Source organism: Polaribacter septentrionalilitoris (assembly GCF_009832745.1).
Taxonomy (GTDB): Bacteria; Bacteroidota; Bacteroidia; order Flavobacteriales; family Flavobacteriaceae; genus Polaribacter; species Polaribacter septentrionalilitoris.
On the sequence record NZ_VRMJ01000041.1, the window covers coordinates 173,267 to 198,400 of the forward strand.

Annotated in this window: 22 protein-coding genes and 1 tRNA gene; 10 read left to right on the plus strand and 13 right to left on the minus strand. The window is 30.2% G+C overall.

Annotated elements, in window-relative coordinates; all coding sequences use genetic code 11:
* Positions 1–159 precede the first annotated feature (159 nt).
* The 5 genes from FP421_RS10950 to htpG all read right to left on the minus strand — a co-directional run bounded on the left by FP421_RS10950 (position 160) and on the right by htpG (position 7,009).
* A complete protein-coding gene (locus FP421_RS10950; RefSeq protein ID WP_159950552.1) occupies positions 160–1,395 on the minus strand; it encodes a DEAD/DEAH box helicase in 1,236 nt (411 codons plus the stop codon).
* A gap of 147 nt (positions 1,396–1,542) precedes the next feature.
* Complete coding sequence (locus FP421_RS10955; protein WP_159950562.1) at positions 1,543–2,232, minus strand: hypothetical protein; 690 nt, start codon at positions 2,230–2,232, stop codon at positions 1,543–1,545.
* Positions 2,233–2,248: 16 nt separating this feature from the next.
* Positions 2,249–4,138 (minus strand): YncE family protein, encoded by a 1,890-nt coding sequence (locus FP421_RS10960; protein WP_159950564.1) that lies wholly within the window; start codon positions 4,136–4,138, stop codon positions 2,249–2,251.
* Positions 4,139–4,330: 192 nt separating this feature from the next.
* Positions 4,331–5,032, minus strand: a complete 702-nt coding sequence (locus tag FP421_RS10965; RefSeq protein WP_159950566.1) for a hypothetical protein — start codon at positions 5,030–5,032, stop codon at positions 4,331–4,333.
* 66 nt (positions 5,033–5,098) lie between these two features.
* Positions 5,099–7,009 carry a molecular chaperone HtpG gene (gene htpG, locus FP421_RS10970; protein WP_159950568.1) on the minus strand — a complete coding sequence of 637 codons (1,911 nt, stop codon included), beginning with the start codon at positions 7,007–7,009 and terminating at the stop codon, positions 5,099–5,101.
* Positions 7,010–7,299: 290 nt separating this feature from the next.
* Here htpG and FP421_RS10975 point away from each other — a divergent pair, with 290 nt between their 5' ends.
* Positions 7,300–8,307, plus strand: coding sequence for a 3-oxoacyl-ACP synthase III family protein (locus tag FP421_RS10975; RefSeq protein ID WP_159950570.1), 1,008 nt, complete (start codon positions 7,300–7,302; stop codon positions 8,305–8,307).
* A gap of 190 nt (positions 8,308–8,497) precedes the next feature.
* Entirely contained in the window at positions 8,498–9,316 is an 819-nt protein-coding gene (locus tag FP421_RS10980) for a GLPGLI family protein (RefSeq protein WP_159950572.1), read from the plus strand.
* A 77-nt stretch (positions 9,317–9,393) separates the two neighbouring features.
* On the opposite strand, the gene FP421_RS10985 is transcribed toward FP421_RS10980, so the two are convergent.
* The 4 genes from FP421_RS10985 to FP421_RS11000 all read right to left on the minus strand — a co-directional run bounded on the left by FP421_RS10985 (position 9,394) and on the right by FP421_RS11000 (position 13,549).
* Positions 9,394–11,019 carry a dihydrolipoamide acetyltransferase family protein gene (locus FP421_RS10985; protein WP_159950574.1) on the minus strand — a complete coding sequence of 542 codons (1,626 nt, stop codon included), beginning with the start codon at positions 11,017–11,019 and terminating at the stop codon, positions 9,394–9,396.
* Positions 11,020–11,022: 3 nt separating this feature from the next.
* Positions 11,023–12,012, minus strand: coding sequence for a pyruvate dehydrogenase (acetyl-transferring) E1 component subunit alpha (pdhA, locus tag FP421_RS10990; protein ID WP_159950576.1), 990 nt, complete (start codon positions 12,010–12,012; stop codon positions 11,023–11,025).
* A 117-nt stretch (positions 12,013–12,129) separates the two neighbouring features.
* Positions 12,130–12,801: a hypothetical protein gene (locus FP421_RS10995; RefSeq protein ID WP_201288838.1), complete on the minus strand. Its 672-nt coding sequence runs from the start codon at positions 12,799–12,801 to the stop codon at positions 12,130–12,132.
* Positions 12,802–12,880: 79 nt separating this feature from the next.
* Positions 12,881–13,549 carry a M15 family metallopeptidase gene (locus FP421_RS11000; RefSeq protein WP_201288839.1) on the minus strand — a complete coding sequence of 223 codons (669 nt, stop codon included), beginning with the start codon at positions 13,547–13,549 and terminating at the stop codon, positions 12,881–12,883.
* A gap of 227 nt (positions 13,550–13,776) precedes the next feature.
* On the opposite strand from FP421_RS11000, the gene ctlX reads away from it, so the two are divergent.
* Complete coding sequence (gene ctlX, locus FP421_RS11005; RefSeq protein ID WP_159950580.1) at positions 13,777–14,712, plus strand: citrulline utilization hydrolase CtlX; 936 nt, start codon at positions 13,777–13,779, stop codon at positions 14,710–14,712.
* A gap of 15 nt (positions 14,713–14,727) precedes the next feature.
* Positions 14,728–15,402 carry a PrsW family intramembrane metalloprotease gene (locus FP421_RS11010; protein ID WP_159950582.1) on the plus strand — a complete coding sequence of 225 codons (675 nt, stop codon included), beginning with the start codon at positions 14,728–14,730 and terminating at the stop codon, positions 15,400–15,402.
* On the opposite strand, the gene pafA is transcribed toward FP421_RS11010, so the two are convergent.
* A complete protein-coding gene (pafA, locus tag FP421_RS11015; RefSeq protein WP_159950584.1) occupies positions 15,403–17,043 on the minus strand; it encodes an alkaline phosphatase PafA in 1,641 nt (546 codons plus the stop codon).
* Positions 17,044–17,153: 110 nt separating this feature from the next.
* Between pafA and FP421_RS11020 the strand changes: the two genes are divergently transcribed.
* From FP421_RS11020 to FP421_RS11040, 5 genes are all read left to right on the plus strand, one after another.
* On the plus strand, positions 17,154–17,894 hold the full coding sequence (locus FP421_RS11020; protein WP_159950586.1) for an MlaE family ABC transporter permease: 741 nt from the start codon (positions 17,154–17,156) through the stop codon (positions 17,892–17,894).
* Between the two features lie 3 nt (positions 17,895–17,897).
* Positions 17,898–18,665, plus strand: a complete 768-nt coding sequence (locus tag FP421_RS11025) for an ABC transporter ATP-binding protein (protein ID WP_159950588.1) — start codon at positions 17,898–17,900, stop codon at positions 18,663–18,665.
* A gap of 61 nt (positions 18,666–18,726) precedes the next feature.
* Positions 18,727–18,799, plus strand: a tRNA-Lys gene (locus FP421_RS11030).
* A 97-nt stretch (positions 18,800–18,896) separates the two neighbouring features.
* Positions 18,897–19,436 carry a CIA30 family protein gene (locus FP421_RS11035; RefSeq protein WP_159950590.1) on the plus strand — a complete coding sequence of 180 codons (540 nt, stop codon included), beginning with the start codon at positions 18,897–18,899 and terminating at the stop codon, positions 19,434–19,436.
* A gap of 52 nt (positions 19,437–19,488) precedes the next feature.
* Entirely contained in the window at positions 19,489–20,961 is a 1,473-nt protein-coding gene (locus FP421_RS11040; protein WP_159950592.1) for a DUF389 domain-containing protein, read from the plus strand.
* A gap of 12 nt (positions 20,962–20,973) precedes the next feature.
* Here FP421_RS11040 and FP421_RS11045 read toward each other — a convergent pair whose 3' ends face one another.
* Positions 20,974–21,567 (minus strand): SprT-like domain-containing protein, encoded by a 594-nt coding sequence (locus FP421_RS11045; protein WP_159950594.1) that lies wholly within the window; start codon positions 21,565–21,567, stop codon positions 20,974–20,976.
* A gap of 3 nt (positions 21,568–21,570) precedes the next feature.
* Positions 21,571–22,251, minus strand: coding sequence for an SDR family NAD(P)-dependent oxidoreductase (locus FP421_RS11050; RefSeq protein WP_159950596.1), 681 nt, complete (start codon positions 22,249–22,251; stop codon positions 21,571–21,573).
* 65 nt (positions 22,252–22,316) lie between these two features.
* Between FP421_RS11050 and FP421_RS11055 the strand changes: the two genes are divergently transcribed.
* On the plus strand, positions 22,317–23,597 hold the full coding sequence (locus FP421_RS11055) for a metal-dependent hydrolase family protein (protein WP_159950598.1): 1,281 nt from the start codon (positions 22,317–22,319) through the stop codon (positions 23,595–23,597).
* A gap of 13 nt (positions 23,598–23,610) precedes the next feature.
* On the opposite strand, the gene FP421_RS11060 is transcribed toward FP421_RS11055, so the two are convergent.
* Positions 23,611–25,128, minus strand: a complete 1,518-nt coding sequence (locus FP421_RS11060) for a hypothetical protein (protein WP_159950600.1) — start codon at positions 25,126–25,128, stop codon at positions 23,611–23,613.
* Positions 25,129–25,134 lie beyond the last annotated feature (6 nt).

Sequence of the window (25,134 nt, forward strand, 5' to 3'; positions counted from 1 at the left end):
ATGAGATGTTTTTAATTTACTTCAAAAATAGTTGCTAAAATACTTGAAAAAAAACCTAAATGAGTGATTAGTATGTAATTGTGGTGTTAAAGTTACTCTTTATTTAGTGAAATTAAAAATGTGAATTGTTAAAAACAAACGTCATGAATTTTTTTAACGTTAATACCATCTTTTTTTCTTCTTTTTAGAAGCTTCAGATTTTCTTCCTTTTTTATGTTTGCTGATAGTGTTGGGTTGTTTCTTTTTATGCTTAGGTTTCTGTACTGGATAAGGATGATCATCAATAACTTTAATCGATTTTTCAAGTAAAACTTCTATGCTTTTGATGTAAGTATTTTCATCAGGAGAACAAAAAGAAAACGCAATTCCAGATTTTCCTGCTCTACCTGTTCTACCAATTCTATGGATATACGTTTCTGGTATATTCGGAATATCAAAATTGATAATGGCATCTACATTGGTAATGTCAATTCCTCTTGCAGCTACATCAGTTGCAATTAAAATCGTTGCTTTTTTACTCTTAAAATCTTCAATGGCTTTATTTCTGATTCCTTGACTTTTATCTCCGTGAATACTGGTTGCTTTATAACCGTTTTTAAGTAAAGTTTGTTCTAGTTTATCAACTCCAAATTTGGTGCGTCTAAAAATGATAATTTTCCCATTAATGGTGTTTCGCAACAAATGCAAACACAAATCTGTTTTGTTCTTTTTTGGAAGATAATATAATAATTGACCAATATTTTTTGCAGTAGTTTCTTCAGGGTTTATCTCAACTCGAACCGCATTTTTAATAACCGATTTTGCGAGTGCATCAATGGTTTCTGGAATGGTGGCAGAAAATAATAAGGTCTGTTTTTGCTTTGGTATTAATTTTTCAATCTTTTTTACATCATTGATAAAACCCATGTCCAACATTAAATCGGCTTCATCTAACACAAAGATTTCTACATCAGACAAATCGATATTTCCTTGCAGTTGCAAATCTATTAAACGACCTGGAGTAGCTACCAAAATATCTACACCTTTTGCCAAAAATTCTTTTTGAGGTTCTAAAGAAACACCACCAAAAACGGCTGTTGTTCTTAAGTTAGAATATTTAGAATAACTTTTAAAGTTTTCTAAAATCTGAATAGCCAACTCACGAGTAGGCGTAACTACCAATGCTTTTATGGTTTTGGCTCCTTTTTCTGCATCTTGTTTGTTTAATAACAAATCTATAATAGGTAATGCAAAAGCAGCAGTTTTACCTGTACCAGTTTGTGCAGAAACAATAACGTTTTTTCTGTTTAAAACTAAAGGGATTGTTTTTTCTTGTACTAAAGTTGGTCTATGAAAGCGTTCTTCAGCAACTGCTTTTAAAATTGATTTGTGTAATGGTAATTCTGTGAATTGCATTCTTTAATTTTTTGTAAAGGTAGTTGAAAAGAGATTGTAATTTCTGAAAAAACAATTAGTCTTCTTTAAAACAATTACTATCAAAAAACAAGGTTTAAGTTGTATTGAATTTACAAGATATAGTTAGTAGTTAAAGTTTGGGTTCGTTTAAAATATAGGAATCCCAATTCCAATTCCACCATTTAAACCAGTCCAACCTGTTTTTACAGGATTTCCATCTTTAAAAGTCAAATGCGCATCAGAAATTTCCTCAAATTCTAATTTACCCCCAAAATAAATATCTAAACCTATAAATGGTTTTATAATTAATGAACCCAAATGAACTTTGTAGGTTAATAGTAAACCAGTACCAAAATCAACAGATTTAAAATCAAAATTTTCATCAGTTAAGTTATTCGCAATGGAATTATAGTTTTTAAGTGTTAATTTTGAGAAAGTTATAAGGCCTTTAACCCCAAAAAGCAGTTCTCCTTTACTTGTTTTTTTTATTGTTTTTTCATAATAACCTCCAAATGTAGCACCTTTAATTTCATTAGTTAGGGTAATAAAACCAGAAAAATCTGCCAGAGAAGTTTTACTGCCAGAAACTTTATGGCTGTAAAAAAAAGATGTGTTTATTTTGTTTATTTTGAATCCAAATGTAAATCCATAATTAAAATTGAAATTGTCAGTCGTTTTTAGTCCATTAAAATTTATATCCTCAGCTAATTCATTGTGAAAATTTCTCAAGGGTATGTTAGTAAATGTTCCAAAATTTAAATCTGTAAAAATTTCTGCTTTTTGAGCGTAAATATTTATAGAAATAAAAGATACAATCAAATAAAAGTATTTTTTCATAGCTTTAATTCTTTTCTCAATAATTATCAAAATACATTCCATTAGAATAGATTAATCTATTGTTTTGAAAGAAAACGAAGTAAATTTCTTTATGATATCTCTCACCTTTAGTTTCTTCATAATTTAATCTTTTAGATGTTTTTAATGTTAAATCATATATTTCTGCAGCTCCTTCTTTTACTAAAAAAACTTTATTAGAAAGTGGATCAAATGTTATTAATCTTCCCTGATGAAAAGGTTCAAAAGATTCTATAACTTTAGTATCTAAATCTACTAAATAGATTTTTTGATCTAATTCATAAAGAACTTTATTGTTGTAAAACTTTATTCTTGGACGTCCTTTAATATCGATTACTTTTTCAAGATTATCATTTACAATTTCATAAACAGTACCTATATTTTTATTATAATCTGGTATATATAGGTATTTTGCATCATTTGAGAGTATGCCTCCATCAGCTAAAAAAACATTTGAAGGAGCATTTAATTTACCCGAAAAAATTATGTTATTGGACTTTAAGTTTTTTACTTCTAAAAATAATTTAAAGGAAGAAGTGTCATATTTATAGAGAATGTCATTTCTTAATACAGATAGAAAGGAACCAGATGTATTATTATTCTCATATTTTTCAACAATATTTAGGTTATCCTTATCAATTTCATAAGATCCATTACTAGTTTCAATGTGAAAATTATTATTCGAGGGGTTTAAATTGAAAATTTGAGGAGCATTATAGTTAGAATAAGGAGAGTCACTAGTAATATATTTTTCTCTTAATACAATCATTTCTTGTGAATATTCATAAATGTAAAGTGCATTATTTTTAAGTACTAGTGCATAATACTTTTTTGTGTAAGAATTATAGAGCACATCTATTATTTGATAATTATCTACACTAAACAAATTGAAAGAATTATTTTCAAGTGGAATTTCATCAGCTAAATAATATACACTAAAATTTTCAAAACTAACAGAGGCTGTATATTTTCTACCAATGACATAAGGTTTATTAATAATTTTTTCACCCCCTAATGTTGAACCATTAAATCTAAAAGTATCGAAACCAAAAGTAAATTCTTTTGCATTGTTATAAAGTGGATATTTATCCCATTTTATTTTATAACTGTCGGAATTTAGATACTCAATTTCTAAATTAATCCAATTTGGGTCGAATGTAATTCTTTTACCAGAACCTTTTAATTCTTCATATGTACTTGAATATACTATTGAATATTCTACAAATGTTAAAATATCTTGTCTCCATGAATTTTCTGGCCCTACTAAAAGTTTTGTGGATGTATCAATATATTTATTATGTTTTATTTCATTTGGTGTTAAGGCAATTCTTCTCTCTGAATGTTTAAATTTTAGATTTAAATATGCATTTTCAAAATCAGAGTTTTCTGATGAATTCCAATCAATTCTAATACTTCCATTTTCAATACTAACACTTGTGATAGGTGGAGGAGTAGAGGGGTTTCTTTTTATGACAAATTTATATGACTGTGATAATGTTAGAAATTCTAAACCTGTTTGATCTTTTATACTTCCTGAGCCTGATGTAAATGTATGCTCAATTCTAATAGTATGTTGACCATCATTGTATCTAGAAGGTTTTATGGTGAACGATCCTTTACCAAATTCCCATACCGAAGAAATTATTTCGTTATCTAAAAAAACTTTTGAATTTACGGTATTTTGATTCAATTTGTTATTAAACGTATAACTTAAATTTGTGTCAATATTAATTGTATCATTTTCTTGAAAATTTAGAATTGTAACAACTTGATCTTTTAAAGTTGGTGTTTCTATATTAATAAAGTTATCATCTGAAAAATTGTAACTACAACTTGATATTAAAGTTAGTATAAGGAAAATAAAAAATTTAAAAAAATTAGCTTTCATAGCAGGTGTAAACTCAGAAGTTAAAAGTAAATGTATATAATTATAACAAAATAATCATTCAATTAATTAAAATTTTATATATACTAATTGATAGTAAAAAACCTCTCTGTTTTCACAAAGAGGTTATGTATAATGGTAATTCTGTGAATTACATTCTTTAATTTTTTGTAAAGGTAGATTAAATCTTCTATTTTAGTTTTTTAATTCTATTAGTTCATTTTTAAAAATTCTATACATAAAAACTTTTGTAAAATTTGTTTCAAAATAATCTATTTTAATTTTTGAAAAAGAGGCAGCTGTCATATCTCCCTCTCTAATCAAAAGCCAATATTCATCACAATTTTGATATTTTTTTAATTTTTTATCCTTTTTATTTAATATAAAATTTAGCTGTTGATTTGTGAATTTGGGTATGATACCATAATCTGATTCACCAAAAAAGTTGTTAGGCAAATCATTAGTAAAGAATAAGTTAATATTGATTATACCTTTTATATTTATTTCCTGTTCACCAAAATCAAAGACTTTATTATTTTGAACTTCATTAATATTATTATCTAAAAATCTCTTTGTTTTCTGTAATAATAATTCATGCTCATTTGATTTTATGTTAAGATTTTTATCTATATCTATAAATAAATGATAGGGTATTTTATATGTTATATTATTTGTTAATAATCTTCCAATTTTCCTTTTAAAACTCCTAAATTTTTTCAAATCTGAACCTTTTAAAGAATCATCTTGAAAGCATTCTGTTATTTCAATACCAATTTTTTTAGAATTTAAATTAGCAATTAAGTCAGGCTGTTCTGTGAATCTCACATTTTCTAGCTTTGAAAAAGGTGTAAATAATTTAACTTTTTCAATTAGTAGTTTTTCTTCTTTTTTATTCATGTTTTAAAGTAGCAAAAAAAACCTCATTGAAAAGCAATGAGGTTTTATTACTAACAAATATATCAACTATTTTATCAACTCGTAACTTCTTTTAATAAAGTTTGTTAACTCCTCACCATGCAAAAGGTTTTGAGATAATTTTGCCAAATCAAAAGCTTGAGAAATTAAGCCTTTTTGCTTGTCTTCATCAGCAGCTAAAATTTCAGAAACTAATGGACTATTGGTGTTTACCACCAAGTTGTACATGTCTGGCATATTGCCCATTCCCATCATTCCTCCACCTCCAGAAGCTTGCATTTCTTTCATTCGACGCATAAATTCTGGTACAGTAATAATAAATGGAGAAGAAGCAGAATCCATAGCTTCTAATTGCACTGTATATGCAGAATTGTTCACTGCACCTTCAATTACTGGCTTTAATTTCTCTTTTTCTTCATCAGAAAGTTTAGAAATTACTTCTTCGTCTTTTTTAATTAAATTGTCAATATGATCTGCATCAACTCTTGTAAATTTAATTTTTCCTTCACCAGAAGTTTCTAATTTCTGCATTAAGTGTGATATAATTGGCGAATCTAAAATTAATACTTCATACCCTTTTGCGGTAGCATCTTGTATGTAACTATGTTGTGCATCTTTGTTCGCTGCATATAAAATTACATGATTACCATCTTTATCAGTTTGTGCATCTTTTGTTTTCTCAATCAATTCATCAAAAGTGAAAAACGTATCTGCTACTGTTGGGTATAAAGCAAATTTCTTCGCTTTGTCAAAGAATTTATCTTCAGACAACATTCCGTATTCGATAATTACTTTAATATCATTCCATTTTTTCTCAAAGTCTTCACGATCTTTTTTGAATAATGATGATAATTTATCAGCAACCTTTTTGGTAATGTAACCAGAGATTTTCTTTACAGCTCCATCTGCTTGTAAATAAGAACGAGAAACGTTTAATGGAATGTCTGGAGAATCAATAACACCTTTTAACATTTGTAAAAAGTCTGGTACAATTCCCTCTACATTATCAGTTACAAAAACTTGATTTTGATACAATTGAATTTTATCCTTTTGCATGTCTAAGTTTTGAGACAACTTAGGGAAGAATAAAATACCAGTTAAATTAAAAGGATAATCTACATTTAAGTGAATGTGAAATAAAGACTCCTCAAACTGCATTGGATACAATTCTCTGTAGAAATTATCGTAATCTTCTTTTTCTAAATCTGCTGGTTTTTTTGTCCAAGCAGGATTTGTGTTGTTGATGATATCATCTACTTCAATCTGTCTGTGAGGTTCTGTAGTTTCTTTACCTTCAGCATCTTTTGTAGTTTTTGGTTCGTGAGTAGGATCGTTTACTTTTTTAGTACCGAACTTAATTGGCACTTGATTAAAACGATTGTATTTGGTTAATAAACCTCTAATTTTACCTTCTTCTAAAAACTCCGTAGAATCTTCAGCAATGTTCAAAATAATTTCTGTTCCTCTGTCAGATTTGTCAGCTTCAACTAAAGTGTATTCAGGAGAACCATCACAGGTCCAATGTGCAGCAGGCTCATCTTTAAAAGATTTTGTAATGATTTCAACTTTATCAGCAACCATAAAAGCAGAATAAAAACCTAAACCAAAGTGTCCAATTACACCAGTTTCGTTTTTATCGTCTTTGTATTTATCTAAAAATTCTTCAGCACCAGAAAATGCAATTTGATTGATGTATTTTTCAACTTCATCAGCAGTCATTCCTAAACCTTGGTCTTTAATGGTCAGTTTTTTTGCTTTTTCATCAATACTGATTTCAATTTTTGCATCACCTAACTCAGTGTTTGCTTCACCAATAGAAATTAAGTGTTTTAATTTGGTAGTTGCATCAGTTGCGTTTGAAATTAATTCACGTAAAAAGATTTCGTGATCAGAGTACAAGAATTTTTTAATCAGTGGAAAAATATTTTCTACTGATACATTAATGTTTCCTTTGCTCATAATTTTATGTTTATTTTAGTTTTTGTTGATGTCACTTCGAGTGATTTTCTTTTTTGAAAATCGTATCGAGAAGTTATAATTGTTCTCGATAAAAATTTTTCATTCTTCAAAATTCACTCGAACTGACAGACAGTTATTATTTTATAATTTGATAAGTGTATAGTCAAAAAAAATACCAAATATTGTATTGTGACAAGATGACATAAATTGATGAGTTTCGTCAGTTTTCTATCCGTATAAAATTGCTTATTTTAGCTTATTACAACAAATAATTAACTAAAGATAAATATATGTACAGCTCAAAGATAACTGGTTTAGGGTATTACGTGCCAGATAACGTTGTTACCAACAACGATTTAAAGGAGTTTATGGAAACTTCTGATGAATGGATTCAAGAACGAACAGGAATTCAAGAAAGACGTTGGATAGATCCAAAGACAGGAGATACTACAGCAGTTATGGGTGCTAAAGCCGCAAAAATAGCGATTGAAAGAGCTGGTTTAACCAAAGATGATATCGATTTTATTGTGTTTGCAACCTTGAGTCCAGATATGTATTTTCCAGGTGGAGGTGTTCAGATTCAAGATATGTTAGAAATGCCAACTATTGGTGCTTTAGATGTACGTAATCAATGTTCTGGTTTTATTTATTCGATGTCAGTTGCAGATCAATTTATTAAAACCGGAATGTATAAAAACATTTTGGTGATTGGTGCCGAAAACCATTCTGGGGGGTTAGAAAAATCAACTAGAGGTAGAGGTGTAACTGTTATTTTTGGGGATGGAGCAGGAGCTGCAGTTTTATCAAGATGTGAAGAAAAAGGCAAAGGTATTTTGTCATCACATTTGCACTCAGAAGGAAAACATGCTAGAGAATTAATGCTAGATGGACCTTCAACTCAAAGATGGGTACCAGAAATTTTAGAAGCAAATGATCCTGATGACGTTTCTTACTATCCGTATATGAATGGTCAGTTTGTATTTAAACATGCAGTAACTCGTTTTTCTGAAGCGATTGTAGAAGGTTTGCAGACTAATAATTTACAAAAAGAAGATATTGATATGTTAATTCCGCATCAAGCTAATTTACGTATTGCACAATTTATCCAAAAGAAATTTAGATTGACAGATGATAAGGTGTATAACAATATTATGAAATATGGAAATACCACTGCAGCATCTGTAATTATAGCCCTAACAGAAGCTTGGGAAAAAGAAAAAATAAAAGATAATGACCTTGTTGTTTTGGCAGCTTTTGGTAGTGGGTTTACTTGGGGAAGTGTTATTATAAGATGGTAGTACTTTTACATTAATTATAAAATATAAGAGGCTTTATAAAATGGAGCCTCTTTTTTTATAGATTAATGTCTCTAGTTTAAAATATTATTCTATAATCTTTTGAATATCAGCTAAAAAAATGTTAAATGTTTTTTTTAGCAACAATTTCTGTTTAATTTTTATGTATGTTTGTTAAACATAAAATGTTATTATGAAATCAACTACTATTAAATCATTATTATTGTCCTTTACTGTTTTACTTTCTTTAAGTGCTTTTGCTCAAGGTTTTCAAGGAAAGGCAGTCTATATCTCTAAATCTAAAATGGAACTTGGGAATTGGGGAGCAAGATTATCAGAAGGTCAGAAAAAACAGATTCAAGCTCGTTTAAAAAACAGGTTAGAAAAAACATATGTGTTAACTTTCAATAGTTCAGAGTCTATGTTTTTAGAAGATGAACAAATAGATGCTATTTCTGGAGCAACAGATAGTTGGGGTGCATATTTTTCTAGAGGAGATCAATACAAAAATGTCAAACAAAAAACATTAACACAAGAACAAGAGTTTTATGGAAAACGTTTTTTAATTAAAGATAATCTATACAAAATAGAATGGAATTTAGGTTCTGAAACTAAAAAAATTGGGAATTATACTTGTTATAAAGCAAAAGCTTTTGTGCCAAAAAACGAATTAGATTGGTATAACTTTTCTTGGAGTGATTTACGTAACAAAGAAAAAAAAGAAGGTGAAAAACTAGAAGAAGACTTAATAGTTGTAGAGGCATGGTATACAACTCAAATACCTGTAACACATGGTCCTGGAGAGTATTGGGGTTTACCTGGTTTAATTTTAGAGGTGAGTAGAGGAAATACAACATTACTATGTACAGAAGTTGTAATTAATGGAGAGGAGAAAATTGAAATAGTAGCCCCAGAGAAAGGTACAGAAATAACCAAGGTTGATTATACACAAACTATACAAAAGAAAATGTTAGAAATGAGAAACAATAGAATGCGAAGAAGAAGTCGCTAGAGTGATATATAGATTAAAAAAACCGAAATTTCATTTTCTGAAATTTCGGTTTTTTTTTATTCAAAACGAATTGAAAACTAAGCTAACATTGTTACTGGGTTTTCAATAAATGTTTTTAATGTTTGTAAAAATTGAGCACCAACAGCACCATCAACAGTTCTGTGGTCACATGTTAAGGTTAGGTTCATTGTATTACCTACAACTATTTGTCCGTTTTTAACTACTGGTTTTTCAACAATAGCACCTACAGATAAAATAGCTGAATTTGGTTGATTGATAATAGAATTAAAATTCTGAATACCAAACATACCAAGATTAGAAACTGTAAATGTACTTCCTTGCATTTCTGTAGGAGCTAATTTCTTATTTCTTGCTTTACCAGCTAAATCTCTAACACCAGCACCAATTTGAGTTAAACTTAATTGATCTGTATGTTTAATAACCGGTACTAATAAACCATCATCTACAGCTACAGCAACACCAACATGAATATGACTGTGGTAAACTGTATTTGCATCTGTCCATGAAGTATTTACTTGTGGGTGTTTTTTCAATGCCATAGCACATGCTTTAACAACCATATCGTTAAACGATACTTTAGTATCCGGAATTGCATTAATGGTTTTTCTAGAGGCCATAGCATTGTCCATATCAACTTCAATATTCAAACTAAAATCAGGAGCAGTAAACTTAGAGTTTCCTAAAGATTTTGCAATTGCTTTACGCATTTGAGAATTCTTAACCTCTTCAGATTTTTCTTCACCAGCAGCTACTACGCTTGTAGTTGAACTAGCAGCCGAAGTTTCAACAGCTTTAGTAGCAGGAGTGTAGTTTTCTATATCTTTTTTGATAATTCTTCCATTTTCTCCAGAACCACTAACATCGGCTAAATTGATACCTTTATCGGCAGCGATTTTCTTTGCTAAAGGTGAAGCAAAAACACGTCCACCATTTGTGTTAGTACTTGCAGCAGCAGGTTTTGTTTCTTCTGTTTTTTTAGCAGCAGGTTTTTCTTCTTTTTTCTCCTCACTAGATGCTGGTTTTTCAGCAGTAGGAGCAGCTCCACCATTGGCAACAATTGCAGAAACATCAGTTCCAGCAGGACCAATAATGGCTAATAAACTATCTACAGGAGCAGTATCACCTTCTTGAACGCCAATGTATAATAAAGTTCCTTCATAGAAAGATTCGAACTCCATTGTAGCTTTGTCAGTTTCAATTTCGGCAAGCATATCACCTTCTTCTACAGTATCACCTTCTTTTTTCAACCAAGTAGCAATTGTACCATCAGTCATAGTATCACTTAAACGAGGCATATTAATTACTTGAACTCCATCAGGAATTGCAACTGTTTCAGAAGTAGAATCATTAGAAGTAGTTTCTTCTTTTGTTTCTTCTTCTTTTTTAGGTTCTTCTTTTGGAGACTCTGAATCATCACCACTCAAAAGTGCAGAGATATCTTCACCTTCTTCACCAATAATTGCTAATAATTTATCAACAGGAGAAGTTTCTCCTTCTTGAATTCCGATATGTAATAGAGTACCTTCATGAAAAGATTCAAACTCCATTGTAGCTTTATCAGTTTCAATTTCAGCTAAAATATCACCTTCTTCAATTTTATCTCCAACTTTTACTAACCATTTTGCCACAACACCTTCTTCCATGGTGTCACTTAGTCTGGGCATATTTATTACTGTTGCCATATTTTAACTTATAAAAGGGTAATCTTCTTGTTCATAAACCATATCATACAATTGTTGTACTGGTGGGAATGGAGATTCTTCTGCAAATTGCTCACATTCTTTTACCATTGCTTTTACTTCTTTATCTATAGCTGCAATGTCGTCTGTAGTACCATACTTTTTCTCTAAAATAACTTCCTTTACCTGAGTAATAGGGTCTATTTTTTTGTATTCTTCTACTTCATCTTTTGTTCTGTAGTGTTGAGCATCAGACATAGAGTGTCCTCTATATCTGTATGTTTTCATCTCTAAGAAAGTTGGTCCGTCACCACGTCTAGCTCTTTGTAGTGCTTCGTCAATAGCTTCTGCAACTTTAATAGGATTCATAGCGTCTACAGGTCCACATGGCATCTCGTAACCTAAACCAAGTTTCCAAATATCAGGATGATTTGCAGTTCTGTCTACAGAAGTTCCCATAGCGTAACCATTATTTTCACAAATGAAGATTACAGGTAATTTCCACAACATAGCTAAATTAAAAGCTTCGTGCAAAGATCCTTGTCTTGCAGCACCATCACCAAAACAAGTTAACGTAACACCACCTGTATTATTATATTTATCACCAAAAGCAATACCAGCACCTAATGGAATTTGTCCACCAACAATACCGTGTCCACCATAAAAACCAAACTCTTTAGAGAAAATGTGCATAGAACCTCCCATTCCTTTGGATGTTCCAGTTACTTTTCCAAATAATTCAGCCATTACGCGTTTAGGATCTTCTCCCATACCAATTGGTTGTACGTGGTTTCTATATGCAGTGATCATTTTATCTTTTGATAAATCCATTGCATGTAATGCACCAGCTAGAATAGCTTCTTGACCATTATACAGGTGTAAGAAACCTCTAACTTTTTGTTGAATGTAAACAGAAGCAAGTTTGTCTTCGAATTTACGCCAAAAAAGCATGTTTTTGTACCAATCTAAATAGGTTTGTTTGGTGATTTTTTTCATTCTAGTTGTTATTGTTTGTTTTTTGATGATTACTTTAATAATCGAAAAGCAAAAATAACTGTTTTAGGTAGAATAAAAAAACGTGTTTAATGTATTTTACGCAATTTTAATGAAAACTTATTTGTCTTTAGCAACCAACAATGTTGCCTTTGCACCAGTGGCAAGATTCCATTCATTAGAGGAGATAAGCATTCCTGAGTCATTAAAGACTTTAAAAGCAGCAGTGTTTGGGCCTGAAGTGCCTTGATTTAATGCTTCAATGGCTATTTTATTAATGCCAACTTCAAGCGGAATGTTAAATTTTTGATAGTGCTGTTGTAGAGTGATATTTACAATAACAGGGATGTCATTTACATAAATAGTAACTCTGTCTCCATCAGGGTATTGAAAGTCTCTGCAGATGATGTTTACACTTTTGGAGTTAGTTCTAATACTTCCTAAATCTTGATCTATTTTTGGATAAATATATTGTCCGTTTATTTTTTTAAAAGCTTTTAAAAAACGTTCTTCTGTTATTTTAGCTTTTGTTAAAATACCTTTGTTGTTTAGTGAGTTTTGAGCTTGTTGTTTCTTTAACTTTTCTTGTTCTTTTTTATAAGCATCTTTGAAACCATTATTATTTTTTGTGTTTAAAGAATTTGGTTTTTTAACTTCTTTTGAGTTATTTAGAACTAAAGCCTTAATCTTTCCTTTTTTGGAGTTATCAGAATTTTTATCTAATTGAGCGTACACGCTAAACATACAGAATACGCTAGCAAACAAAAAGATTAATTTAATTTTTGATTTCATTTTGTAAAACATTCTGATAATTATTGTACAAATATAATGCCGATTTATAATGGAGTCGTTGAAGTTTTGTTAAAACTTACTATTCTACTGGAAAATTAAAGTATGTTTTAGGAAAAGGTTCTTTTTTTAGTGTAAAATGCCACCATTCATTGTCATAAGGCTTAAAACCATTTTCTAACATTATTTTTCTTAAATAAAGTCTATTTTGTTTTTGTTTAGCTGTTATGTTTTTATAAAATGGATGAGATTGAACTCCGAAAAAATCATAAAGACTTCCCATATCCAATTCTTTTTTTGTTTTAAGATTCACTATGGTTAAATCAACAGTGCTACCTCTTGTATGTCCAGATTTTGATGCAATATATCCTAATTGAAATAGTTCTGATTTTTGAACATCAGGATAATATTCTTGCTTCATTAAAGTATCATTCAAAACTTTTGCCCATCTTACAAAATGATCAACTGCTTGTTGAGGTCTGTATGCGTCAAAAATTTTAAGACTTAGCTCTTTTTTTAATAAAAGTTGTTGGATTTTTTTTAATTGATTGGCTGTTTCTTTTGTAACAATAATGCAATCGTTTTTATATCCATCAATAGGTTTTCCAATAAAGTTATCATTACTCAAATACCTGAGTTCAGATTGAATGGTACTATCAATATCAGATAAATGAACAAATCCATCAGCTAAATTTTGACAGATAAATACATTTGATAATAAAAGAAAAACGATACTAAATATAACTTTCATGTTTGTAAAAATACAAAAAGCTTTAAAACTAAACTGACAAGATTAAAAGGATTATAATGTCTAATCAACAACCTGAAAATAAAAAATCAAGATAAAAAGGATTTTGAATAAAAATTCAATACTAATCATTTTAATAAAAAGTTTAACAATTTAAAAACAAATGAACTAAAAAGAAATACCGTTTCGAACTTAAAAAAAGAGTAATTTTGCTTTCCAAATTTTTATAAATGAGTCAGACTACAAATACAATTTTGATGATTCGTCCTGTTAATTTCAGAATGAATGAACAAACTGCTGTAAATAATTTTTATCAAGAAGAGCTTCATTTAGAGCATTCTAAAATTAATGCAAGAGCAATAGAAGAGTTTGATCATTATGTAACTACTTTAAAAAATCATGGCATACATGTAATTGTGGTTTCTGATAATAAAGAGTTTGATACACCAGATTCAGTTTTTCCAAATAATTGGATTTCTTTTCATCATGATGGAACAGTGGCTATTTACCCGATGTTTGCAGAAAATAGAAGGTTAGAAAGAAGAGAAGATGTATTGGTGACTTTAGAGGAAGAAGGTTTTATCATTAATAACGTTGTAGATTATACGTCTGCTGAAGAAGAAGAAATTTTCTTAGAAGGTACAGGAAGTATGATTTTAGATCGAGAACATCGCAAAGCTTATTGCGCACTTTCTCCTAGGGCAGATGAAGATCTGTTTATTGAGTTTTGTGAAGATTTTGAATATACTCCAGTTATTTTTACTGCATATCAATCTGTAGAAGATAGAAGAGAACCTATTTATCATACCAATGTTATGATGTGTGTAGCAGATACTTTTGTTGTAATTTGTTTGTCTTCTATCGACGATAAAAAAGAAAGAAAAAACCTCTTAAAACACTTTAAAGAGGATGGAAAAAAAGTAATAGATATTACTGAAGAGCAAGTTGCTTATTTTGCAGGAAATATGTTACAGGTAAAAGGTGAAAATGATGAAAAGTTTCTGATTATGAGTCAATCTGCTCATGACTGCTTAACTCAATCTCAAAAAGCACAAATAGCCAATCACTGTAAAATAATTTCTAGTTCTTTAGAAACTATCGAAACTTGTGGTGGTGGCAGTGCACGTTGTATGATGGCAGAGGTTTTTTTACCAAAAAAGAATTAAACGTATATTTCTGCTATGGAATTACTTCTGCTAGCTATTGCTCCTGTAACAATTGTAATACTCTATATTTATTTTAAAGATAAATTTGAAAAAGAGCCTATTGGTTTCTTGTTTAAGAACTTTCTTTTAGGAGCCACTGTAAGTATTATATTAACTGCAATTCTTGGTAGTTTAGGAGGAAGATTAATTCCTCTGACAAATGAAACAAGTATTATTCAGCAATTTTTACAAGCATTTATTGTGGTTGCTTTGGTAGAGGAGTTTTCTAAGTATATTATTGTTCGGTTTTATGCGCAAAGAAATATAGAATTCAATGAGCCTTTTGATGGAATTGTATATGCGGTAATGGTTTCTATGGGATTTGCAGCTTTAGAAAATGTGCTTTATGTTTTTCAATACGGATTTGCAACAGGAGTTACAAGAGCATTTACAGCGGTTCCAGCTCATGCTACTTTCGGAATATTAATGGGGTATTTTATGGGAAAAGCAAAATTTTCTAAAAACAAAGTAATTTTAAACCTAACAGGATTGATACTTGCAACACTCTTTCACGGAGCCTATGATTTTTTCTTATTCATAAACTTTATTCCTGGCATTTCAATAGGTGCTTTTATATCACTAATAATAGGGATTTTTTTATCTAAAAAAGCAATAAAAAGACATCAGCAAAACTCTATTTTTAAATTTTAATTACTTTTTTAATACTTCATCAATAACAATTCCGTTTGTACTGTTAGGTGCTTCAATACTTAATAAATTAGCTATAGTTGGTGCAATATCAGTAATGTTATATCTTTTTGTTGAAGTACCTTTTTTGATGCCATTTCCGTAAAACAGAATAGGAACATGTGTGTCATAAGAATAACCAGAACCATGGCTTGTACCTGTTCTTCCACGAATTAATGATGCAGGGTAAGGTATCATTAAAACATCACCAGATAATTTCTGATTGTACCCATTTTGGAGAGAATTAAGAATCCCACTTGAAAAATGAGTAGTCTGCATAGTTCTTGCAGTAACAGCTTTGTAGATTCCATCAAAATGTACAACTTCGTCAGCTAATTTCTGAGCAACATCATTTAAATTAAGATTTAAAGCTTCAATTTTTTCTTTATTCAAAAAAATCTGATAATTAGACACATTTTCAATTAGTTCTGATGATTTGTAATACTTTTTAGTAATTCCTAAAAGAAAATTTCTAAAATTTTTAGTGCTAAAATAATGAGCAGGAATTTTTAAAGATTGCAAATATGCAGGAACATGAACAGCGGCATGATCAGCTGTTAAAAAAACGGTATAATTCCCATTACCAACTTGTTGATCTAAGAAATTAAAAAAGTTTTCTAAGTCTTTATCCAACCGCAAGTAAGTATCTTCAATCTCAATTGATGCAGGGCCATATTTATGACCAACATAATCAGTAGAAGAATAACTTACAGCTAAAAAATCAGTAAAATCACTTTTACCTAAATTTTCTCCAATTATGGCTGCTTTTGCAAAATCTGTGGTTAAGGTATTACCAGCAGGAACTGTTTTTATAATGCTAAAATTTCCATTTTTTATTCGTAATTCTTTTAAGTTCTTAGGGAAAACAGGTGATTGCTCTCCTCTAAATTTCCCTTCAAAGACGTTGTCATCAACTCTACTTTTAGTATAAGTATCAATATCATGTAAAGTTTCCCAACCTGCATTTATATATTGATCTGCTTTGTTGTTGTTATTGAAATCAGTTACCCATTGTGGTAGCTCTTCCATATAATAAGAACTTGTAATCCAATTGTTGAAATTCCCAGCAGAATACCAGTATGCAGCATTAGCTGTATGGCCAGCAGGTAAAACAGAAGAACGATCTTTTATAGCAATTCCAATAGTTTTTCCGTTCATGTTTTGCGCCAAATGTAATTGATCAGTTATGGTTGTTGTAAATAATCGTTTAGGTGATTTTTTACCTTCATCACTTTTGTTTCCAACTGTAGTATATTCAGAGTCATCAACACAATAAATGGATTTCTTTAAAAATTTATCGTACCAATTATTTCCAATAATACCATGTTCACTAGGTGTTGTTCCAGTATAAATAGCTGAATGTCCAACAGCGGTATAAGTGGGTATGTAATTGTAGTGTGCATTCTCTAAAGAAAACCCATTTTTAAGTAAGCGTTTAAACCCATTTTCTCCATATCTATCTTGGAAACGTGTTAAATAATCATACCTCATTTGATCAACAACAATACCAACAACTAATTTTGTTTTTTCAGTTTTTTTTGGCTCTTGGTTACAAGATAAAAAGACAAATGTTATACAGAAAAAGAAAATAATTTTAAGTTTCATAAAAGTAAATACCTAAGTTAAGTACCAAAAGTAATTATTTTTTGCGTTGATGTCTTCTATTTAACTTACTATTAATGATATTTTAATACTTTAGCATAAAATTTAATTCTATGAATTATATAGAGCATATTGGTAAATATTTTTTGATGTTGAGCAGGGTTTTTAGAAAGCCACAACGTTCAAAAGTGTTTTATCAAGCTTTTATGAAAGAGGTTGAAGATTTAGGGTTAAAATCTTTAGGGATAATTATGTTTATATCCTTTTTTATTGGAGGTGTTATTGCGCTTCAAACAGCTTTAAACTTAGACAATCCTTTTATTCCAAAATCTTTGGTAGGTTTTGCAGCAAAACGTTCTATAATTTTAGAATTTGCACCAACATTCTGTTCTATTATTCTAGCAGGAAAAGTTGGTTCTTACATAACATCTAGTATTGGTACAATGCGTGTTACAGAGCAGATTGATGCTTTAGAAGTTATGGGGATTAATTCATTAAATCATTTGGTGTTGCCTAAAATTTTAGCAGCTGTTTTCTTTTATCCGTTTTTAATATCCTTAGGGATGTTTTTGGGTATTTTTGGAGGTTGGACTGCTGGTGTTTTGTCAGGCTTGTTTAATGGGTTAGATTATATAGAAGGTATTCAACTAGATTTTAAACCATTTTTACTTTTTTATGCCATTGTAAAAACCTTAGTTTTTGCTTTTTTAATTGCAACTGTACCTTCTTACCATGGGTACTATGTAAAAGGAGGTTCTATAGCTGTTGGAAGGGCAAGTACACAATCTGTAGTTTGGACTACCATTTTAATAGTTATAGCCAATTATTTTTTAACTCAAATGCTATTGACATAACCTATGATAGAAGTAAAAGACTTACATAAAGGATTTGGAGACGTAAAAGTTTTAAAAGGCATTTCAGCTACTTTTCATCCAGGGAAAACAAATTTAATCATCGGTCAAAGTGGTTCTGGAAAAACAGTTTTTTTAAAATCCTTAATAGGATTACATACTCCAGAAAAAGGGACAATTTCATTTGACGGGAGAATAAACACGCAGTTTACACAAGATCAAAAACAGCAGTGGAGGCAAGAAATTGGTATGGTTTTTCAAGGGAGTGCTCTATTTGATTCGCAAACCGTAGAAGATAATGTAATGTTTCCTCTAAAAATGTTTACAACAAAGTCTGAGGATGAAATGTTAGAAAGAGTAAACTTTGTGCTAAATCGTGTGAATTTAGAAAATTCGAATAAAAAATTACCAGCAGAACTCTCTGGAGGTATGCAAAAAAGAGTTGCCATAGCTAGAGCAATTGTCATGAATCCTAAATATTTATTTTGTGATGAGCCTAACTCGGGTTTAGACCCAAGAACTGCTATTGTAATCGATAATTTAATCCAAGAAATTACAGATGAATATAAAATAACAACAGTAATTAATACACATGATATGAATTCTGTTATGGAAATTGGAGAAAAAATAGTTTTTTTAGAGAACGGTAAAAAAGCATGGGAAGGTACTAGTGATGATATGTTTAAAACTGATAATGAAGCTGTTGTGAGTTTTGTGTATTCTTCTAATTTATTTAAAAAAGTTAGAGAAGCGTATTTAAGAGAAACAAAATAAAAAAAGGTTTGTTTTTTATAAAATAACTTATATATTTGCAGCCGCTAAAACGAAAAAGAATGACCTGGTAGCTCAGTTGGTAGAGCATCTCCCTTTTAAGGAGAGGGTCCTGGGTTCGAGCCCCAGCCCGGTCACATTTTAAGACTCCATACAACTTGTATGGAGTCTTTTTTTATTCAACATTTTTTACAACATTGAGAATCTTAATTTTTAATTTGTATTTTTAATGATATGCAAAAAATCTATTTCTTAATCATTTTACCAATTCTTATGGCTACTCAAGATAATATCATCTTCGATTTTACTACTAATGCTAATACATCAAATTGGAGGGTTGTTGATGATGTTGTTATGGGAGGAAAGTCTAATGGAGATTTTAAACTGAATAAAGATGGTTTTGGTGAATATTCAGGTAAAATTTCTTTAGAAAATAATGGTGGATTTTCATCGTTAAGATATCGTTTTAAAGAAAAAAGTATCAAAGGTTTTTCAAAAGTAATCTTAAAGATCAAAGGTGATGGTAAGAAATATCAGTTTAGAATAAAAAAAGATAGCAATGACTCCCATTCATACATTTCGTCATTTTCCACAAATGGAAATTGGCAAACCATTGAAATTAATTTATCAGAAATGTATCCTGCTTTTAGAGGTCGTGTTTTAGATATGGAAAACCTGTCATCAGACTCAATAGAAGAAGTTGCTTTTTTAATTGGTAATAAAAAAGAAGAAGATTTTAGACTTTATATCGATAAAATATCTCTTGAGAAATAATAAAATTTTCTGAAATCTTTTTTTGTATCTTTCCCTTGTAAAATAACCTTTGATGGAAGAAGATATTCAAAAAAACAATCCTCAAAAATTAGGAAAGGACGCTAAAAACAATTTGCAAGAAGAAGCAAAAGGTTTTTTTGAGAGCGTTAAGATTTATTTAAAAGAACTCTTAGATTTTAGAGATGATACAGATCACGAAGCCACAATAGATGCAATTAAAGCAGACATTCCTTTTAAAGGAGCTACAGCTTGGATTCTCATTTTTGCAGTCTTTGTTGCATCTATTGGTTTAAATGCCAATTCTACAGCAGTTGTTATTGGAGCCATGTTAATATCACCTTTAATGGGGCCAATTTTGGGTATTGGAATGTCTTTTGCATTAAACGATATCAATACATTTAAAAAGTCGTTAATTAACTTGGGGACAATGATTGTTCTAAGTTTGTTTGCATCATTTTTATTCTTTTATTTCTTTCCATTAAGCGAAGATAATTCTGAATTATTAGGGAGGGTTAGTCCAGATATTCGTGATGTTTTAATTGCTTTTTTTGGTGGTTTAGCATTAATGGTGGCTAGAACAAAAAGAGGTACAGTAGCTTCTGTTATTTTTGGTGTTGCTATTGCAACTGCATTAATGCCTCCATTATGTACAGCTGGTTATGGTTTGGCAAAAGGAAACTGGCCTTATTTTTTTGGAGCATTATATTTATTTACAATTAATACTATTTTTATTGCTTTGGCAACCTTTATTGTGTTAAAGCTTTTGCGTTTTCCTATGCATAAATACGCAAATGCAGCCAAAAGAAAACGTTATGCAACAGTAGCTACCGTAGTTGGAATTGCAGTAATGATTCCAGCTATTTTTACTTTTTTAAGAGTGTTTAATGATAATCAAGTAAATACTCAAATTAATGGTTTTATCAATAATGAAATTAAATCTAATAAGTATTTACAATTAATAGATTGGGATAAAAATTTAGATAAGAAAGAAATTTATTTGAACTTCTTTAATGAAATTACTGAAGCTACAGAAAACGATTTAAATAATGAATTAACTGATGTCAAAGAATATCCAAATTTAGGGGAGTTCAAATTAAGAATTAAAGGAAGTGATACAAAGAGTTTTGCTCTAATTACAGCAGCATATAAAGAAAAACGAGAAGAACTACAAGAAAGTAAAAATATCATAGCTGGTTTACAAAAACAAATAACAGAGTTGCAGCAAACCATTACTACTTTAAATGATAGAATAGAACAAGATGCGCTTAACAAAAATCAAAAAGTAGTTGCTTTTAGTAGGATAGCAAAAGATGCCAAAATTAGATATGTTGATATCGAAGCAATTGGTTTTGCAAGTGTTTTGTCCTCTAAAGATTTTATAAAAATAGATACTATACCAGTAGCAACTATAAAATGGAATATTAAATTACCTGATAGCATTATCAATCCAAAAGAAAAAGAATTAAGAATTTGGCTTCAAAAAGAATTGGAGTTAGATACCCTTTTTATTAAAAGAGAAAAATAAAAAAAATAATTTTTAGTGATTGTATTTAGAGACTTCAACATTTTGGTTGAATAAGTATACTCTTTTATTGGTCATGTTTAAGCATTCAAATCGAGTTCTTCTTTTCTCACCTCGCTTGTAAATGGTGTTTTTAAATTTAAACAAATTACCAACTGGAATTTCAAAAATAAAATTTTTTCCGGCTTCAGCAATGTTTCCACGTAGCGCTAAAGAGAGATTTACATCAGCATCAGTACTAGCTTTTGGGTTTTTTAGATATTTGGCAAGATGTGGTAAAATTTCATTTGGATAAATTTCTGGTCGTAAAAAAGGCAACATCAAATGCTGAAAAACAGCTTTCCATTCTTTGCCATGAGGTTGAACTCGCCCAAATTTTTGATGCGTAACATGATGAGCAATTTCATGAACTAAAGTCAATAAAAACTGAAAAGGATTTAAATTATTATTTACGGTAATTTGAAATCTTCCATTTGGAAGTTTTCTAAAATCACCATGTTTAGTTTGTCTCTGATTTACAATTTTTAATGTAAAGTGATGTTCATTAATTAAAAATTGAACAAAAGGAATTGCTTTTTGAGGTATGTATTTTTGATATTCTTGTTCCAAAAATTAAGGAGTTGAAGAGGATACTTGTAAGACTTTTCCGTTGTAAAATTTATTTCCAGTTAGTGCAAAATCATAGATGTAATTGGCCATTTCTTTTGCCGAAATTGGAGCTTGATAACCAGGGAAAGCTTCTTCTAGCATTTCAGTTTGTACAGCTCCTAAAGCTAAAACATTAAATGCAATTTGTTGTTCTTTATACTCTTCAGCAAGTAATTCAGACAATGTAATTACAGCACCTTTTGCTGATGAATATGCTGCTAAACCTGGAAACTTCATGCTTCCTTGAATTCCTCCCATACTACTTATAGTAACTACATGAGCGCTTTTGGTCATTTTCGGAATTAACAATTTTGTCAATTCAGCAACCGCAAAAACATTTACTTTATACACTTCTAAAAAATCTTCTGAGGTCAGTTCTGTAAAAGCTTTATTAATTAGTTTTCCTGCATTATTGATTAAAACATCAACATGATTCCAGTTTGTATTAATGAAATCAGTTACTTTATTAAAGTCAGAAGTTTTAGAAATATCAACAGAAAGTGAAGTGATATTTTTATGATTAATATCTGATAGAGGCTTGGAATTTCTAGAAATAGCCAAAACTTGATGTCCGTTATTCGCAAATTGCTGAGCCAATTCAAAACCAATTCCTCTGCTTGTTCCCGTTATTACAACATTCTTCATTATTCGTTCTTTAGAGAAAGCAAATTACTTAAAATTTCATACATTTAAAGACAAAATCCAATCAAATGAAAAAAATTATCCTATCACTTATTACGGTTTTCTTTTTACAAAATGTTTTAGCACAATCAACCTATATTTTATGTGGTAAATTAATTGATACCAAATCTGGTAAAATAGAATCAAAAAAAACAATCTTAGTTCAAGGTAATAAAATTGTAAATGTTTTTGATGGATATATCATGCCGAAAAGTAAAACAGCCAAAAAAATAGACTTAAGAGATAAAGTGGTAATGCCTGGTTTGATTGATATGCACGTTCATATAGAGATGGAATTTGATGCTAAAACTAGATTAAGAAAGTATATTGCTAATGAGGCTGATGTAGCTTTTAATTCAGTTGGTTTTGCAAAGTCTACTTTATTAAATGGATTTACAACCGTAAGAGATTTGGGAGGAACAGGAGTTAATATTTCTGTAAGAAATGCTATAAATGCTGGTAAAATCGCTGGACCAAGAGTTTTTACAGCAGGTAAATCTTTAGCAACTACAGGAGGTCATGCAGATCCTACAAACGGAAGTAGTAGAAAATTAATTGGTGATCCTGGACCAAAAGAAGGTGTTGTAAATTCTGTAGAAGATGCTAAAAAAGCAGTAAGACAACGTTATAAAAACGAAGCAGATTGTATAAAAATTACAGCAACAGGAGGTGTGTTAAGTGTTGCGAAATCTGGTGATAATCCACAATTTACAATAGAAGAAATAAAAGCAATTTGTGATACTGCAAAAGATTACGGAATGCACGTTGCTGCTCATGCACATGGTGATGAAGGTATGCAAAGAGCTATTATTGGTGGTGTAAAAACAATTGAACATGGAACTTATATGAGTGATGAAACCATGGACTTAATGAAAAAACACGATGCGTTTTTAGTACCTACAATTACGGCAGGAAAAGAAGTAGAAGAGAAAGCAAAAATTAAAGGATTTTATCCAGAAATTGTGGTTCCAAAAGCGTTAGCAGTTGGTCCACAAATTCAAGGGACTTTTGCTAGAGCTTATCAAAAAGGTGTTGGAATTGCATTTGGTACAGATGCAGGTGTTTTTAAACATGGAAATAATGGAAAAGAGTTTGGTTATATGGTAGAAGCAGGAATGCCTGCAATAGAAACCATTCAATCTGCAACCATTACCAATGCTAAAATCTTACAAATGGAGAATGAAATAGGGCAAATTAAAAAAGGATTTTTTGCTGATATTATTGCGGTTGATGACAATCCTACAAAAAAAATCGAAACTATGGAAAATGTAGTTTTTGTGATGAAAAATGGGGTGGTATATAAGCAATAATACAAAAGGGTTGCTAATCCTCATCCTTAAAAATAATATGTTGATACGCTCCAATATCTGGAGCATTGGTTCTGTTTACGCCTAAAATATCTAAAGAAAAAGGAGTGGCTACTGCTTTATTAATTGCATCTGAATCTTGCCCAATAATAAAATCGTTTTTTTGAGAATCTCTAAAATTAGGGTTGCCGTTTAAAATATTGTTTTGATAAAAGAAGTTTGAAAAATCCATTTCTGGTACATCTTTAAAAGTATCGTTGGTGTCGTTAAATTTAATTAAAGAGTTACTAATGTTGTAATTAAATAACACGCCTGCATCTAGTTTATCTAAAACAAACTCGATATTGTTGTTTCCATCAAAAATACAATTGGTAAAATTGGCTGCTTTTAAATCTCTTACAATAGCAGTTTCTTGTCCGTTATCATCTGTAAAAGTGATAAAATTATTTACCAAAACAGCAGGTAATTGGCGTAAACTATTATTCCAATAATTGGCAAAAGTACAATGCGTAAAATTATAAGTGCCTCCAATTGTAGCAGCTAATGAAGTTTGTCCTGCATCACCAATCACTAAATTGTGTCCCTCAACATTGGCTTCTCTAGCTAGAATTCCATAATTTGAATGATTGTAAATTTCTGAGTTTTCTAATTTTAAAGTAGGTGTTTTTTCAGCTCCAATGCTATCTACTAAAATGCCAATAATTCCGTTTTTAATAATGGCATGTTTAATTTCATTGTCTTTGCTTCCTGCTCGCATCCAAATAGTCCCCCATTGTCCTGGGATATCATCAAAACTGTTTTCTAAACGATCTCCTTGAAAGGTAACTTTTTCAGCCAAAGTACCGTTGACTTTTAATGTGGCTTTGTTGTCTATAATTAATCCTGAATTATCATGGAAATGAATGTTTGCTCCAGCTTCTATTGTTAATGTTTTATTAGCGGGTACAGCAGCAAAACCATAAATAACAGTAGGTTTTGAGTTTGTAAAGGTTAGCTCAGAATCTGTTAAAAAACGACCTTTTAAAGTGGTTGGTTGTCCGTCTAAAGTTAAACTATCAATTTTCATAGTAACTGCATCTTTATCAGGATAAATGAAGTTAGCATCATTGACTAAGGTTACTAAATCAACGTCTTGTTGGTTGTCTCCATTGTCAAATAAAATTCGATCTGTATATAAAGGGTTTGATACGGCATTAATATCAATAGTCGTTTCTACAAAAACAAAAATGCTGTCTTTGGCAAGAATATCTACATCTGTAAATTCTTTTCCAGGAATTCCATCTACATTTAAACGGTAATTAGAGCTTGTTCCGTTTTCTAACTCAATTCTTGGAATAGTAATGGCTTGATTAGTTTTGTTATATACTTTTAGGTTATAAGTTGCAGAACCAATGTTGGTGAAGACAGTATCTAAATAAACAGTGTCTTTTGAGAACTGTAATTGACCAAAACTAGGCACGGTTTCAAAATCTTTTCTACAAGAACTTATGGAAATAAGTAAAACACACGCTAAAAAAGTCAGTAAATATTTCATAAAATC

Excerpts from the sequence above, each read along its gene's own strand:
- FP421_RS10950 (WP_159950552.1), bottom strand. The coding sequence starts at position 1,395 with ATGCAATTCACAGAATTACCATTACACAAATCAATTTTAAAAGCAGTT.
- FP421_RS10955 (WP_159950562.1), bottom strand. The coding sequence starts at position 2,232 with ATGAAAAAATACTTTTATTTGATTGTATCTTTTATTTCTATAAATATT.
- FP421_RS10960 (WP_159950564.1), bottom strand. The coding sequence starts at position 4,138 with ATGAAAGCTAATTTTTTTAAATTTTTTATTTTCCTTATACTAACTTTA.
- FP421_RS10965 (WP_159950566.1), bottom strand. The coding sequence starts at position 5,032 with ATGAATAAAAAAGAAGAAAAACTACTAATTGAAAAAGTTAAATTATTT.
- htpG (WP_159950568.1), bottom strand. The coding sequence starts at position 7,009 with ATGAGCAAAGGAAACATTAATGTATCAGTAGAAAATATTTTTCCACTG.
- FP421_RS10975 (WP_159950570.1), top strand. The coding sequence starts at position 7,300 with ATGTACAGCTCAAAGATAACTGGTTTAGGGTATTACGTGCCAGATAAC.
- FP421_RS10980 (WP_159950572.1), top strand. The coding sequence starts at position 8,498 with ATGAAATCAACTACTATTAAATCATTATTATTGTCCTTTACTGTTTTA.
- FP421_RS10985 (WP_159950574.1), bottom strand. The coding sequence starts at position 11,019 with ATGGCAACAGTAATAAATATGCCCAGACTAAGTGACACCATGGAAGAA.
- pdhA (WP_159950576.1), bottom strand. The coding sequence starts at position 12,012 with ATGAAAAAAATCACCAAACAAACCTATTTAGATTGGTACAAAAACATG.
- FP421_RS10995 (WP_201288838.1), bottom strand. The coding sequence starts at position 12,801 with ATGAAATCAAAAATTAAATTAATCTTTTTGTTTGCTAGCGTATTCTGT.
- FP421_RS11000 (WP_201288839.1), bottom strand. The coding sequence starts at position 13,549 with ATGAAAGTTATATTTAGTATCGTTTTTCTTTTATTATCAAATGTATTT.
- ctlX (WP_159950580.1), top strand. The coding sequence starts at position 13,777 with ATGAGTCAGACTACAAATACAATTTTGATGATTCGTCCTGTTAATTTC.
- FP421_RS11010 (WP_159950582.1), top strand. The coding sequence starts at position 14,728 with ATGGAATTACTTCTGCTAGCTATTGCTCCTGTAACAATTGTAATACTC.
- pafA (WP_159950584.1), bottom strand. The coding sequence starts at position 17,043 with ATGAAACTTAAAATTATTTTCTTTTTCTGTATAACATTTGTCTTTTTA.
- FP421_RS11020 (WP_159950586.1), top strand. The coding sequence starts at position 17,154 with ATGAATTATATAGAGCATATTGGTAAATATTTTTTGATGTTGAGCAGG.
- FP421_RS11025 (WP_159950588.1), top strand. The coding sequence starts at position 17,898 with ATGATAGAAGTAAAAGACTTACATAAAGGATTTGGAGACGTAAAAGTT.
- FP421_RS11035 (WP_159950590.1), top strand. The coding sequence starts at position 18,897 with ATGCAAAAAATCTATTTCTTAATCATTTTACCAATTCTTATGGCTACT.
- FP421_RS11040 (WP_159950592.1), top strand. The coding sequence starts at position 19,489 with ATGGAAGAAGATATTCAAAAAAACAATCCTCAAAAATTAGGAAAGGAC.
- FP421_RS11050 (WP_159950596.1), bottom strand. The coding sequence starts at position 22,251 with ATGAAGAATGTTGTAATAACGGGAACAAGCAGAGGAATTGGTTTTGAA.
- FP421_RS11055 (WP_159950598.1), top strand. The coding sequence starts at position 22,317 with ATGAAAAAAATTATCCTATCACTTATTACGGTTTTCTTTTTACAAAAT.
- FP421_RS11060 (WP_159950600.1), bottom strand. The coding sequence starts at position 25,128 with ATGAAATATTTACTGACTTTTTTAGCGTGTGTTTTACTTATTTCCATA.